Source organism: Caballeronia sp. LjRoot34 (assembly GCF_964253815.1).
In the GTDB taxonomy this organism is placed as follows: domain Bacteria; phylum Pseudomonadota; class Gammaproteobacteria; order Burkholderiales; family Burkholderiaceae; genus Caballeronia.
Genome location: NZ_CAXUSB020000001.1, coordinates 3,888,239 through 3,901,842, shown reverse-complemented (window position 1 = coordinate 3,901,842; position 13,604 = coordinate 3,888,239). Strand labels below are relative to the sequence as shown.

The 13,604-nt window shown below is 57.4% G+C and carries 11 protein-coding genes and 1 riboswitch; of the genes, 7 read left to right on the top strand and 4 right to left on the bottom strand.

All coding sequences use genetic code 11. The features are described from left to right. The first annotated feature begins 21 nt into the window (after positions 1-21). Together ACSQ36_RS17515 and ACSQ36_RS17510 are read left to right on the top strand one after the other, a co-directional pair. On the top strand, positions 22-1,860 hold the full coding sequence (locus ACSQ36_RS17515; RefSeq protein ID WP_436182840.1) for a type I restriction-modification system subunit M: 1,839 nt from the start codon (positions 22-24) through the stop codon (positions 1,858-1,860). Beyond that, a complete protein-coding gene (locus tag ACSQ36_RS17510; protein WP_436182839.1) occupies positions 1,857-3,164 on the top strand; it encodes a hypothetical protein in 1,308 nt (435 codons plus the stop codon). The genes ACSQ36_RS17515 and ACSQ36_RS17510 overlap by 4 nt, the downstream gene beginning before the upstream one ends. On the opposite strand, the gene ACSQ36_RS17505 is transcribed toward ACSQ36_RS17510, so the two are convergent. Next, positions 3,116-3,457: a hypothetical protein gene (locus ACSQ36_RS17505; protein ID WP_436182838.1), complete on the bottom strand. Its 342-nt coding sequence runs from the start codon at positions 3,455-3,457 to the stop codon at positions 3,116-3,118. The genes ACSQ36_RS17510 and ACSQ36_RS17505 overlap by 49 nt on opposite strands. Before the next feature lie 21 nt (positions 3,458-3,478). Between ACSQ36_RS17505 and ACSQ36_RS17500 the strand changes: the two genes are divergently transcribed. Both ACSQ36_RS17500 and ACSQ36_RS17495 read left to right on the top strand, forming a co-directional pair. Beyond that, a complete protein-coding gene (locus ACSQ36_RS17500) occupies positions 3,479-4,096 on the top strand; it encodes a DUF5655 domain-containing protein (protein WP_436182837.1) in 618 nt (205 codons plus the stop codon). A gap of 63 nt (positions 4,097-4,159) precedes the next feature. Further along, positions 4,160-7,261 (top strand): type I restriction endonuclease subunit R, encoded by a 3,102-nt coding sequence (locus ACSQ36_RS17495; RefSeq protein WP_436182836.1) that lies wholly within the window; start codon positions 4,160-4,162, stop codon positions 7,259-7,261. A gap of 99 nt (positions 7,262-7,360) precedes the next feature. On the opposite strand, the gene ACSQ36_RS17490 is transcribed toward ACSQ36_RS17495, so the two are convergent. From ACSQ36_RS17490 to ACSQ36_RS17480, 3 genes are all read right to left on the bottom strand, one after another. Beyond that, on the bottom strand, positions 7,361-7,519 hold the full coding sequence (locus ACSQ36_RS17490; protein WP_436182835.1) for a hypothetical protein: 159 nt from the start codon (positions 7,517-7,519) through the stop codon (positions 7,361-7,363). Continuing rightward, positions 7,516-8,769 carry an MFS transporter gene (locus ACSQ36_RS17485; RefSeq protein ID WP_436182834.1) on the bottom strand — a complete coding sequence of 418 codons (1,254 nt, stop codon included), beginning with the start codon at positions 8,767-8,769 and terminating at the stop codon, positions 7,516-7,518. Before ACSQ36_RS17485 ends, ACSQ36_RS17490 begins: the two co-directional genes overlap by 4 nt. A gap of 153 nt (positions 8,770-8,922) precedes the next feature. After that, the gene (locus tag ACSQ36_RS17480; protein ID WP_213767143.1) at positions 8,923-10,674 is read right to left on the bottom strand and encodes an ABC transporter ATP-binding protein/permease; all 1,752 of its coding nucleotides are present in this window, start codon (positions 10,672-10,674) and stop codon (positions 8,923-8,925) included. Positions 10,675-11,047: 373 nt separating this feature from the next. Then, positions 11,048-11,178, top strand: a riboswitch (TPP riboswitch). 237 nt (positions 11,179-11,415) lie between these two features. Here ACSQ36_RS17480 and ACSQ36_RS17475 point away from each other — a divergent pair. Genes ACSQ36_RS17475 through ACSQ36_RS17465 form a run of 3 tightly spaced genes read left to right on the top strand, consistent with a single transcriptional unit; the run spans position 11,416 to position 13,603 of the window. Further along, on the top strand, positions 11,416-12,561 hold the full coding sequence (locus ACSQ36_RS17475; protein WP_436183208.1) for an FAD-dependent oxidoreductase: 1,146 nt from the start codon (positions 11,416-11,418) through the stop codon (positions 12,559-12,561). Between the two features lie 8 nt (positions 12,562-12,569). Continuing rightward, on the top strand, positions 12,570-12,767 hold the full coding sequence (gene thiS, locus ACSQ36_RS17470; RefSeq protein ID WP_436182833.1) for a sulfur carrier protein ThiS: 198 nt from the start codon (positions 12,570-12,572) through the stop codon (positions 12,765-12,767). A gap of 23 nt (positions 12,768-12,790) precedes the next feature. Continuing rightward, positions 12,791-13,603 carry a thiazole synthase gene (locus ACSQ36_RS17465; RefSeq protein ID WP_158934218.1) on the top strand — a complete coding sequence of 271 codons (813 nt, stop codon included), beginning with the start codon at positions 12,791-12,793 and terminating at the stop codon, positions 13,601-13,603. Position 13,604: the final 1 nt, after the last annotated feature.

Below are 13,604 nucleotides of genomic sequence, written 5' to 3'. Positions count from 1 at the left end.
GCAGCCGCTAGCCTGCCGACGATGAATCATCAGACAATTTCAGCTCTCATCTGGTCTGTCGCGGACTTGCTACGCGGTGACTATCGACAATCCGAATACGGCCGTGTGATTTTGTCATTTACCGTATTGCGCCGTTTGGACTGCGTGCTGCAGCCTACGAAAGCGAAGGTACTTGCCGAGTTCGATGCAAAAACCAAAGCGGGTCTCAACCCCGATCCCTTCCTGATTCGGAAAGCCGGCACGTCTTTTTACAACGCATCGCCGCTTGATCTGACCAAGCTTCTCGGTGACCAAGACAATATTCGGCAAAACATTTACGCCTACGTTCAAGCGTTCTCGCCAGCCGCACGCGATATTTTCGAGCGATTCGATTTTCACTCTGTGATCGAGCGTTTGGCCAAGTCGAACTTGCTTTATCTCGTTACCGAAAAGTTTGCCGGCTTCGACTTACATCCCGATACGGTGGACAACCATCTAATGGGATTGGCCTTCGAGGAGTTGATTCGCAAGTTCGCCGAAATTTCTAACGAGACAGCGGGGGAGCACTTCACACCGCGTGAAGTGATCCGCTTGATGGTGAATCTGCTGTTCATTGAAGACGATGATGTTCTGAAATCAGGAAGTGCGGTAGTCCGAACTATTTATGATCCGACTGTTGGGACGGGCGGTATGTTGTCAATGGCGGGTGAGTATCTGCTTCAACACAACCCGGCTGCGCGGCTGACCATGTTCGGGCAGGAGCTCAACGACGAGTCCTACGCGGTCTGTAAAGCCGACATGCTGATTAAAGGGCAAGACGTCGGCAACATTGTCGCTGGCAATACGCTTTCCGAAGATGGACATAGCGGTCGCAAGTTCGATTACATGCTTTCGAATCCGCCGTTCGGCGTGGAATGGAAGAAGGTCGAGAAGGCTGTACGCAGAGAACACGAAGAGAAAGGTTTTGATGGTCGATTTGGTCCGGGGCTGCCGCGTGTCTCTGACGGCTCGATGCTTTTTCTGATGCACCTACTTTCAAAGATGCGCGCAGCACGGGACGGAGGCAGTCGGTTTGGGATCGTTCTCAACGGTTCGCCGTTGTTCACCGGAGGCGCAGGATCGGGCGAGTCGGAAATTCGTCGGTACGTGCTTGAGAACGACCTTGTAGAGGCGATCATTGGGCTGCCGGTTGACATGTTCTACAACACCGGCATTGCGACCTATATATGGGTTCTGTCGAATAAGAAACCGTGGAATCGGAAGGGCTTTGTGCAGCTCATTGATGCGTCGAGTTTCTGGCAAAAGATGCGCAAGAGTTTAGGTAGCAAGCGCAAGGAGATGAGCAGTGGTCATATCGATACAGTGACCAATTTGTTCGGCCATTGCGTGGACGCTGACTTGGCGACTGTTTTCGATGTGAGTGGCAAAGAGGCCAGTCAGAAGATTGTGAGCGGTAAGACTGCGGTACCCAAAGCGCCGGCTGGTGGGAAGGTGAAATTGGCGCCCGTATCTCGGTTGTTCAAGAACGAAGCCTTCGGCTATACAACCATTACCGTTGAGCGTCCATTACGTGATGACAAAGGCGAGATCGTTCTCGGTGTGAAGGGCAAGCAAAAAGGTAAGCCGCAAGCGGACAGCGCGTTGCGTGATATCGAGAACGTTCCGCTCGGCGATGACATCAGTGAATACTTCAAGCGCGAGGTGTTGCCGCATGCACCGGATGCTTGGATCGATGAAGAGAAGAGCAAGGTGGGGTATGAGATTCCGTTTAATCGGCATTTCTATGTGTTTGAACCACCGCGTGGGTTAGACATTATCGATCAGGAGCTCGCGTCGGTTTGCGCCGCCGTGTCGGAGATGCTCAAGGACCTGGTCGGATGAGCTTGCGAAATTATGTAGATTGCAAGGACAGCGGTTCGGAATGGCTTGGCAAGGTGCCCAAGAATTGGAAAGTAAAGCGCCTCAAATTGTGTGCTCGCCTCGTCACGGCTAAAGCAACGCAAAGCGTGAACCCTGTCGCTCTAGAGAACATAGAAAGTTGGTCAGGAAAGTTTGTTGTAACGGAAGCCGACTTTACGGGCGAAGGTGTTGCTTTCGAGAAAGGAGACATCCTATTTGGAAAATTGCGACCTTATCTCGCGAAGGCATACCTGGCAGATTGCGCTGGGGAAGCAGTAGGAGATTTCCTGGTTCTCCGATGCAGTGCCCAGTTGTTCGGTCGCTTCGCGCAGTACCAGGTACTCAACCGTGGCTTCATTGCTTCGGTAAATAGTTCGACGTTTGGTTCGAGGATGCCGCGTGTTGGTTGGGAATTTTTAGCAAGTATGCCGTTCCTCGTTCCGCATCTCGACGAGCAGCTAGCTATTTCTAATTTTCTCGACCGCGAAACCGGCAAGATTGATGCGCTGATTGCTGAGCAGGAAAAACTACTCACGATTCTCGCGGAAAAGCGTCAAGCGACTATTGCGCACGTCGTGACGCGTGGGATCACTTCGGATGTACCTCTAAGAAACTCTGGCTTGGGTTGGTCCGAAAAGATTCCATCTCACTGGACCGTAATCCGCTTGGGTCGGCTTTTTTCTCAAGTGAATGAGCCTGGCGATGGATCGTTGCCGACACTGAGCGTGTCGATTCACCATGGCGTCTCCGACAAAGAGCTCACCGACGACGAAACGGACCGAAAGGTATCAAGGAGCGATGAGCCAGAAAAATACAAGCGAGTTGCGGTCGACGACTTGGTCTACAACATGATGCGCGCATGGCAAGGGGGATTTGGGACCGTCGCCATCCCCGGAATGGTAAGTCCTGCTTACGTGGTCGCGCGGCGCAAACGAGGCGACGTCGTGACTAGGTTTATCGAACTTCTTTTGCGGACTCCAAATGGAGTCGAAGAAATGAAGCGTTATTCCCGGGGGGTGACTGACTTTAGATTAAGACTTTACTGGGATGAATTCAAAAATATTGCCGTCGCACTTCCGCCGCTGGACGAGCAGCAGTGGATTGTTCACGCGTGTGATAGGCTGTCGCAGAATATCGAAAACCTTGAGCGAGACGTCGTGCTCGCGATTAGTCTCCTCAAAGAACGCCGCTCCGCCCTCATTTCCGCAGCAGTTACCGGAAAGATTGACGTCCGCGATTACGCCGCTGCCGAAAGATCGGCGACCGACTTCACCCCCATCGCATGAGCGATATCCAACTCTTCCGCCTCTCCGCCGACGGCGAACCAACCGAACTGCAAAGCCGACCCGCCGCCCTGGAAAAGCAGCTCCAAAGTCTGATCGAAGCGCAAATGCCAACGTTCCTCGGCATCCGTTTCCTCGCCAGCGAATACATCACTGGCAAGACCCACAAGGGACGCATCGACTCCCTGGGACTCGATGAAAACGGTTGCCCGGTCATCATCGAATATAAGCGGCACAGCAACGAGAACGTCATCAATCAAGGTCTTTTCTACCTCGACTGGCTGCTCGATCATCAAGCTGAGTTTCGATGGCTTGTGATGGAAAAGCTCGGCAAGGAAATTGCCGATACCGTCGAGTGGACTGGCACGCGACTTCTCTGCATCGCTGCGGATTTCACTCGCTTCGATCAACACGCGGTCCAGCAGATTCCACGCAACATAGAGTTGATCCGGTACAAGTTATTTGGCGAGGATCTTTTGCTGCTCGAGTTGGTGAATGCCGTCACTATCGTAGACGCTACGGCATTGAAATCGATCGATAACTCATCGTCGGCAGAACCCGCAAAAACAAAGACAGCGAGCAAAGACAAGACACTCGCAGAGCAACTTGACGCCGCGTCGCCAGAAATATCCGAGCTATACCAGCAAACAGCAACCCATCTGCTTTCGCTGGGGGATGACGTTCAAGAACGACGCTTAAAGCTTTACACCGCGTTTCGTCGGTTAAAGAACTTTGCATGCGTCGTCGTGAACGCTCAGCGCATCTTGATCACGCTGAAACTCGACCCGGCATTGATAACGTTGGAAGAGGGGTTCACGCGTGATATCAGCCAGATCGGCCATTGGGGTACGGGCGATCTTGAGGTAAGCCTGCGATCCATCTCGGAGTTCGAGCGCGCGAAGCCACTCATCGAGCGCAGCTATGCAGAGAGCTAAACCGCCGGTTGCAACATAGCCGAACGTCGAGCAACAACGAATCCAACATCCGCCGGAAGACGTATGAGCGACCTGCACCAGGAACACCACTTCGAAGCGGCAATCTGTCGACATCTCAACGATATCGGTTGGCTCTATTCAGAGGGCGATGCAGCGCACTACGATCGATTCAACGCGCTTTATCTACCCGACTTGCTCGCGTGGATCGAAAAGACTCAGCAAGATTCGTGGCAGCGGTTGACGACAACGCACGGCACGGCCGTAAAAGAGCGCGTGGCTGAGCGCGTGCGTAAAAGCCTCAACGAACGAGGCGCGTTGGACGTCCTGCGACGAGGCGTCGAGATGCTCGGGTTAAAGGAACCCTTGTCACTAGTGCAATTCAAGCCGGCGCTCGCGATCAATCCCGTCGTACTGCAAAAGTATGAAACGAACCGTTTGCGCGTAGTACGCCAAGTGCGCCATTCTCTGAACAACTCCAAAGAAGAACTCGACCTTGTCCTGTTCCTTAACGGCATTCCGGTCGCAACCGTGGAGCTCAAATCGGACTTCACGCAAAGCGTTCAGGATGCAGTGGATCAATATCGATACGATCGAAACCCGCACCCTAAAGGCGGCGTGTTCGAGCCTTTATTGAGCTTCCCCGGTGGCGCGCTGGTGCACTTTGCCGTCAGCCAAAGCGAAGTGATGATGACCACGCGCCTCGAAGGGACGCAGACATTCTTCCTGCCCTTCAATCGCGGCAACGCTGGCGCGGCTGGCAACGCACCGAATCCTGACGGTTACGCAACGTCGTATCTGTGGGAAGAAGTTTGGGCACGCGAAAGCTGGCTCGAGATACTGGGTCGCTTCTTGATCGGCAAGCGCGACGACAAGAAGCAACTTAAAAGCATTATCTTCCCGCGATATCACCAGCTAGATGCGACTCGGAAGATAGTCGCCGATGTGCTCGCTAAGGGTGCGGGCGAGCGCTATTTAATCCAGCACTCCGCCGGGTCGGGGAAAACCAATTCGATCGCTTGGACGGCCCATTTCCTCGCCGCGAACCATAATAAAATCTTCGATAGCGTGCTGGTGGTATCGGATCGGACCGTACTCGATGCGCAACTCCAGGAAGCCATCTTCGATTTCGAACGTACCACGGGCGTTGTCGCGACGATCACGAACGAGCATGGAAGCAAAAGCGCACAACTAGGTCAGGCGTTAAAGAGCGGCAAGAAGATTATCGTATGCACGATCCAGACTTTTCCGTTCGCGCTCGATGCTGTTAATGAACTCGCGGCGACGGAAGGCAAACGCTTTGCGGTGATTGCCGATGAAGCGCACAGTTCGCAAAGCGGTGAGGCGGCATCGAAGCTTAAGCAGTTGTTGTCGGCGGAAGAATGGAGTGCGCTTCAGGACGGTGGCGAGATCGACACCGAAACGCTGCTGGTCGCGCAAATGCAAGGCCGTGTTGGCGCAAAGGGACTGACGTACGTGGCCTTCACCGCGACGCCAAAGCAGAAGACGCTCGAACTTTTCGGCCGTCCCGATGCCGACGGATTGCCCGGGCCTTTTCACGTGTACTCCATGCGCCAGGCGATCGAGGAGAAGTTCATTCTCGATGTTCTCAGGAACTACACGACCTACAAACTCGCGTTCAGACTGGCACACAACGGCCGGGAATTCGACGAGAAGCAAGTGGAGCGAAGCACGGCGATGAAAGGAATCATGCAATGGGTTCGCCTTCATCCGTACAACATCGCGCAGAAGGTGCAGGTTGTGGTTGAGCATTATCGTGAGAATGTGCAGCCTTTGTTGGGCGGCTTAGCCAAGGCGATGGTCGTCGTCGCCAGTCGCAAGGAGGCCGTGCGCTGGCAGAAAGCGATTCGTGGCTATATTGAACGGCAGAATTATTCTCTTGGCGTTCTGGTTGCGTTTTCGGGCGAGATAGATGATCCCGAAAGCTACCCTTCACCTGTCAGCGAAACGAGCAAGGAGCTAAATCCAGCGCTCTATGGCAGGGATATACGGAACGCGTTCGCCGAGCCCGGTTATCACCTGCTGCTGGTGGCCAACAAATTCCAGACTGGCTTCGATCAGCCGCTGTTGTGTGGAATGTATATCGACAAGATGCTCGGTGGCGTGCAGGCGGTACAAACTTTATCGCGGCTGAACCGGGCACATCCTGGAAAGACCGACACGTACGTTCTCGACTTTGTGAATGATGCCGCTGACGTTTTGGCAGCATTCAAGACGTACTACGATACGGCCGAACTCGAGGCAACAACCGATCCAAATCAGGTGTATGACCTCCGGGCGAAACTCGACGCAAGCGGTCATTACGATGACTTCGAAGTCGACAGGGTGGTAAGGGTTGAGATTGACCCTAAAGGGACCCAAGCGCAGTTGAACGGCGCTATTGCACCGGTAGCTGATCGCTTGCTTAAGAAGTACAAAGCGGCGCGGCAGCGCAACCTTGATGCCGAAAAGCAAGAGGACAGGAGGCTTGCACAAGGCGCTAAGGACGTACTTGATGCGCTAGTGCTGTTCAAAAACGATATGGGCGCCTTTATCCGCTTGTACGCTTTTCTGTCGCAAATATTTGACTACGGCAACACCGATATCGAGAAGCGGTTCATGTTCTTCAAACGGCTGGTGCCATTGCTCGAGTTCGGGCGCGAACGCGATGAAGTAGATTTATCGAAGGTCGTTCTAACGCATCACACCTTGAGGAACAAAGGACGACAGGTATTGAGTCTCGCGAATGGCGAAACACCCAAGCTGTCACCTATGGATGCAGTCGGCAGTGGCTCGGTGCAGGACAAGCAGCAAGCGTTGCTGAACGAGATCATCGCGAAGGTAAATGGCCTGTTCGAAGGCGAGCTCACCGCTGACGACCAGCTCGTGTATATCAATGGCGTCATCAAAGGCAAGCTCCTTGAGAACGACACGCTGGTTCAACAGGCAAAGAGCAACAGTAAGCAGCAGTTCGACAATTCACCCGATCTCACCGATGCGTTACAGAACGCCATCATGGACGCCTTCGATGCCCACACGGCAATGAGCACTCAAGCGCTCAGCTCATCGCGGATTCGTGCTGGCCTCAAGGACATCCTTCTTGGGCCCGGGCAATTGTATGAGGCGTTGCGTGCTCGTTCTGGTCTACCGCAAGGCATTGCTCCGTAAGTTTGGGGAGGTTCCGAAGAACCTCCCGTCCAAATGCTTCCCTGTCCGTTACGGATTCTCCGACATCGCCCTCGCACAGATCAGCGCATGCTCATGCCATCACAGTTCCAGGGGCATGGAAGGAGCAATATCAAAACGTTTGTCCGGCGGCACGTTCTTGTTGACGGCCTTCGATACACTTGCCGCATCGGCTGAAACCGCGGTCACGCTGGACCTACGAAGGCGAACCCGGTCCGGCACATTGGTGCGGAAACTCACCCCGTCACCGCACCAAGCGCCTTCCCCCGTGTTTCCGGCAACAACAACGCCGCAACAATCACCAACAAATACCCCGTCCCCGCCACCACGCCCATCGCTTTGACAAGCGACATTCCCTGCGAAAGCACGCCGACAAGAATCGGGAAAAACGAGCCGAGCCCGCGCCCGAGGTTATAACAAAACCCTTGTCCTGAGCCGCGTATCGCATTCGGGTACAGCTCCGATAAATACGCGCCCACGCCCGCAAATATCCCCTGTACGACAATGCCAAGCGGAAAGCCGAGCAGCAGCATCGCATGGTCGGTAATGGGGATCATCGTGTAGATCATCCCTAGCAGAAACGAGCCGATAGCAAACAGTACGAACGACGCGCGCCGCCCAATCTTGTCGCAGAGAATAGCCCCGAATACATAACCCAAAAACGAGCCGACAATCAGCACTACGAGATAACCGCTCGTGTTGAACACGGACAAATGGCGCTCGGTCTTGAGATAGGTCGGCAGCCACGTGGTGATGGCGTAATAACCGCCGAGCATGCCGGTGCACAACGCGCTGCCCAGTATCGTGGTCTTGAGGTGCGAGCCTTTGAAGATATCGGAGAACGTAGCGGTTTCAGTGCCGGCATCGCGCGCGCGGCGCGTGGCGAGATAGATGTCGGGATCGCTGACGTTGCGGCGAATGTAGAGGATCCACAGCGCCGGCAAGATCCCGATCCAGAAGCACGCGCGCCACGCGGTATCTTCGGGCAGCAACGCGAAGAACGCCCAGTAGAGGATCGCCGCTGCGCCCCAGCCGAATGACCAACTGCTCTGCACGGTACCCACGGCTTTCGCCCGATGTTGCGGCGAGCGAATGGTCTCGGCCATCATCACGGTGACCACGGACCATTCGCCGCCGAAGCCCACGCCTTGCAGCGTGCGCGTGGCCAGCAACTGTCCGAATGAATGCGTGAAGCCGGAAAGAAACGTGAAGAACGCGAACGTGCCGATGGTCCACTGCAACACGCGGACGCGGCCATATCGGTCAGAGAGAATGCCGGCGAGCCAGCCGCCAATAGCCGATGAAATCAGCGAGCTCGTCGCAATCATCCCGGCTTCGCTCTTCGTCATGCCCCACGTGGCAATCAGCGTGGGAATGAGGAACGAGTAGATCATGAAGTCGAAGGCATCGACGGCGTAACCGCCGAAACCTGCGTAAAGCGTGCGGCGCTCGCGCGTCGTCAACTCGGTGAACCACTCGAACGCTCGCATCCGGTCTCCCGTTCAAAGCCTGCGATGCAGGCGCCGGGACATTCTACGGTGCGTCGTTCAACGGGAAAAGCAAGTCAAAAAGAACCTGCCCGGTTGAGATTCACTCGGCGTTCGATGCCCGGGGTCACCGGGCATCGAGCAAGCGCTTCGCTCTTACACAACCAGGCTTTCAGCTCCCGCGCGCTCGATCTCGATCCGGCTCTCATGGAAGCCACTCACCGACTCGCGATGCGCGACGCTGACGATCGCGGCGTTCGGTAACGCGTCGATGATCGCCGTATAGATCAGCATCTCGTTCTCGGCGTCGAGCGCGCTGGTGGCTTCATCGAGGAACATGAAGTCGGGTTTTTGCAGCAACACGCGGGCCGCCGCGAGCCGCTGTTGTTCACCCGGCGACATCATCTTGGCCCAATGCCCCGACTCCTCCAGACGCGTGCCGTACGCGTTCAGGTTGCAGGCGCGCAGGGCTTCGCGGCAGGCTTCATCTGAGAAGGCTTCCGCAGTCGACGGATAACTCAGCGCCGCCTTCAACGTGCCGATCGGCAAGTAGCTTTGCTGCGGAATGAACATCAGCTTGGCGTCGACCGGGGCGTCGATCGTGCCGTCACCGAACGGCCACAGGCCGGCCAGCGCGCGCATCAACGTACTCTTGCCCGAACCGGACGGGCCTTGCACCAGCCAGCGCGAGCCCGGCTTCACGATCACATCGGCGACGTTCGCGAGCGGCGTACCGTTTGGCAACGAGAGCTTCAGCCCCGTCGTGGTCAGCGCTTTTGTATCCGTGTAATGCAGGTTGATGCCACCGTGGGCGGTCGCCGGCGATATCGCTTCCTTGATGTGCGTCGAGCGCATCACGCGCTTGAATTCGCGCAACCGGTTCACGGTGGCGCGCCATTCGACCAAGGTCGAGTAACTATTGATGAACCAGGAAAACGAGTCGCTGACCGTGCCGAACGCCGAACTGATCTGCATCAGCACGCCGAACGTGAATGCGCCTGCGAAGTAGCGGGGAGCCGCGACCATGATCGGGAAAATAATCGCGATCTGGCCATAGAAGGACAGCACGAAGGTCATCCGCCGCGTGTACTTCATGATCTGCCAGTAATTCTGGCGGATCGTTTCGAAGATGGTCCGGGCGTTGGTGTTTTCCGTCGCGATGCCGTCGTAAAACGCGATTTGCTCGGCGTTCTCACGAATGCGGATCAGGCCGAAACGGAAGTTGGCTTCCACTTTCTGCGCCTGGTAATTAATCGATACCAGCGGGTGGCCGAAACGCTGGATCAGCAGCGAGCCGAGCACTGCGTACAGCGCGGCGGCCCAGACCATGTAGCCCGGAATAGTGATCGGCGTGCCGAACAACGAGAAACTCAGCGCGCCGGCCAGCGTCCACAGGATCGTGATGAAGGTGACGAGCGTGACGAGCGTGGACAACAGATCCAGCGACAAAGACAGCGTGGTCGTGGCGAAAGACTGCAGGTCGTCGCTGATCCGCTGGTCGGGGTTATCGGCGAGACGATCGCGTTCTATACGGTAGAAGGCTTTATCGCCGAGCCATTGTTCGAGGTACCGGTGCGTGAGCCATTGGCGCCACCGGAAGCCGAGCATCTGGCGCAGATACCGGCCATACACGGCGAGCAGGATGTACGCGAACGCGAGGCCCGCGAAGATCAGCAGCAAGCGTGGAAACTCGGCGACCCGCTTGGCCTGCAGCGTGTTGTAGAAGTCCGCGCTCCAGGTGTTCAGGCGGACATTGATGTACACAACCGTCATGTTGATCGCGATGATCGCGATCAACAAAAGCCATGCAATGCCGCGTTCTTCCGATACCCAGTAAGGCTTGATAAGACTCCACGCCGACACTTTGTCGGCGTTTTGTTCTGTGTTGCCGGGAGGTGTGGTGGTCATGAGCTTCCTGAAGACGTGCCGGCTCGGCGGCAGGTTGTAACTTGGCGGTATCGTATCGATGCGGAGGGTCCTGCTCCGTCTCAATGATCGTAAGAGGCCATTAAAGACGGCGCGTGCCGGAGCATTGTTTCGGGCGTGGCTTAATTCTTCCTTAATCCACGCCCGGCTGGCGACCGCCCCGCTGATGCAATGCAGCAGCGAGGCGCTTGCCGTACGCATATGCTGCCGGCCAACCAAGACGAATCGGCGTTCGCGGCATTGTGCCAGAGTGCGCGTACCGCGAACGAAAGGGAAGGTTGTCCGGTCTTGTCCGCGCCGGGTCCCCGGCTTTTCCCGGTTTGCGGGTCGTTTCGCTTTTATGTTTTAATGATCGATGACGAAACAGGGGTGCTTCGGCACGCGTCTGCCTCCTTGAAATAACGGAGAAACGCGCGGCGAGGCTGAGAGAGTCCCTTTGCACCCGATCCGGGTAATACCGGCGAGGGAAGTTTCCGGAAACCGCCGCGTTTCCAGTTTCTTCCAGTATTGGCTGGCACAGGAGCCGCAGGTTATGCGCTCCCGAGCCGCTTTCTCGCCGTGGTTTCGTCCCTGAATTATGTTTTGTGCGCCGCGCGTGCAACCAGGGTTCGAAACGGGCGTTCCTCCCGATCTCGATTTCCGTGCTGTGTGCTCTGTGCGTTCTGCAGCGTCTGCTGAGGAGGCATCGTCATCGTGAACACCGTTGTGCATTCCCATTCCACTATGCACTCCACTCGCTCCCGTGCGTCCGGGCGAGACGACTTTGCCGTCGTTGGCGGTGGCTTGTGCGGGCGGCTGGTCGCCTGGCTGCTGGCGGGCGCGGGGCACCGCGTGGCGCTGTACGACCGCGGCGACGCCGCCGGCACGCAATCGGCCGCATGGGTCGCGGCGGCGATGCTCGCGCCGCTCGCCGAGGCCGCCAGCGCTGAATTGCTGATTACTGAACTCGGTGCGGCATCGCTTGAGCGCTGGCCGGGTTTTATCGCTGAAATGCCGGAACCGGTGTTTTTCCAGCGCAATGGCACGCTGGTCGTCTGGCATGCCGGCGACCGCGCCGAAGCGCCGCTGTTCGAGCGCCGTTTGCGCGCGAATGCGCCTTCGGAGCTTTTCCAGAACGGCTTCGTCAAGCTCTCCGGCGCGCAAGTCGCGGCGGCGGAACCGTCGCTGGGTACGCGTTTTCCGCAAGGCTGGCTGCTGCCGAACGAAGGCCAGCTCGACAACCGGCAAGTGCTGACTGCGCTGGCTGCGGGGCTGGCCGAACGTAACGTCGATCTTCACTGGAATACGACGATCGATACCGATACCCCGCCGGACGCACATTTCGTGATCGATTGCCGGGGGCTCGGCGGAAAACCGGCATGGCCGGCGTTAAGGGGTATTCGTGGCGAAGTAGCGCGTGTGCATGCGCCGGGTATCGGCCTGACGCGGCCGGTGCGCTTGCTGCATCCGCGTTATCCGCTTTATATCGCGCCGAAACAGGACGACCTTTACGTGATTGGCGCAACCGAAGTGGAAGGCGAAGACATGTCGCCGATGACCGTACGCTCCGCGCTCGAACTCCTGAGCGCGGCGTTCGCGGTGCATCCGGGTTTCGGCGAGGCGCGCATTCTCGAACTCAATTCGCAATGCCGGCCGACCTTGCCCGACCATCGTCCGGCAATTGTCTGGGACGGCGCACGAACCTTGCGGGTGAACGGGTTATATCGACACGGTTACATGATCGCGCCCGAAGTCGCCGACTCCGCCCGCGCCCTCGCCGAAGCGCTGCTTGGCGGTGCGATCACCAATCCGGATTCCTTCGATGACTGGCGCCGCCAAGCCCGCTGGTCCGCCTTGCTGCGCTGCGAACACGCGGCGCCCGTGCTTTGACTTTCATCATGAACATTCACATCAATCAGCAGCCTTTTTCCATGCCCGACGCAGCGACCGTCACCGACGCCCTCGCGGCCTTCGGCGCAAAACCGCCGTTCGCCGTGGCGCTGAACGGGCAATTCGTGGCGCGTGGCGAACATGCATCGAAGGCGCTTACGGCTGGCGACAAACTCGATATCGTCTCGCCGGTCGCCGGCGGCTGAGGGTAACCAAAGGGAATCGAACCATGACTTCAACCATCACCACAGCCGATACCCTCACGCTCTACGGCACGTCGTTCCCGAGCCGGGTGCTGCTGGGGACGTCGCGCTATCCGTCGCTGCAATCGCTGTCGGATTCCATCGACGCCGCCCGTCCCGGCATGGTCACCGTCGCGTTGCGGCGCCAGTCGAACACGGGCGAGGCCGGTTTCTTCGATGTCCTCAAGCGTCACGGCGTCGCGTTGCTGCCCAACACGGCCGGCTGCCAGACCGTGGACGAAGTGCTGACCACGGCGCGCATGGCGCGTGAACTCTTCGATACCCCGTGGCTGAAGCTCGAACTGATCGGTGACGATTACACGCTGCAGCCCGATCCGATCGGCCTCGTGGAAGCCGCTGAAATACTGATCCGCGAGGGGTTCAAGGTGCTGCCGTATTGCACCGAGGATCTGGTGATCGGCCGGCGTCTGCTCGATGTCGGTTGCGAGGCGTTGATGCCGTGGGGCGCGCCTATCGGAACGGGGAAAGGGGTGACGAATCCCTACGGATTGCGCACGCTGCGTGAGCGGCTGCCGGATGTGCCGCTTATCGTCGATGCCGGTCTTGGCGTGCCGTCGCATGCGTGCCAGGTGATGGAGTGGGGTTTCGACGGCGTGTTGCTGAACACGGCTGTCTCACAGGCGACGTTTCCGCCGCAGATGGCGCGTGCGTTTGCGCTGGGCGTCGAGGCGGGGCGAATGGCCTATCTCGCCGGGCCGATGGCCGAGCGTGATAGCGCACAAGCGAGCACGCCGGTGGTCGGCATGCCGTTCTGGCATCAAGACGGGAGTGCTGCATGAG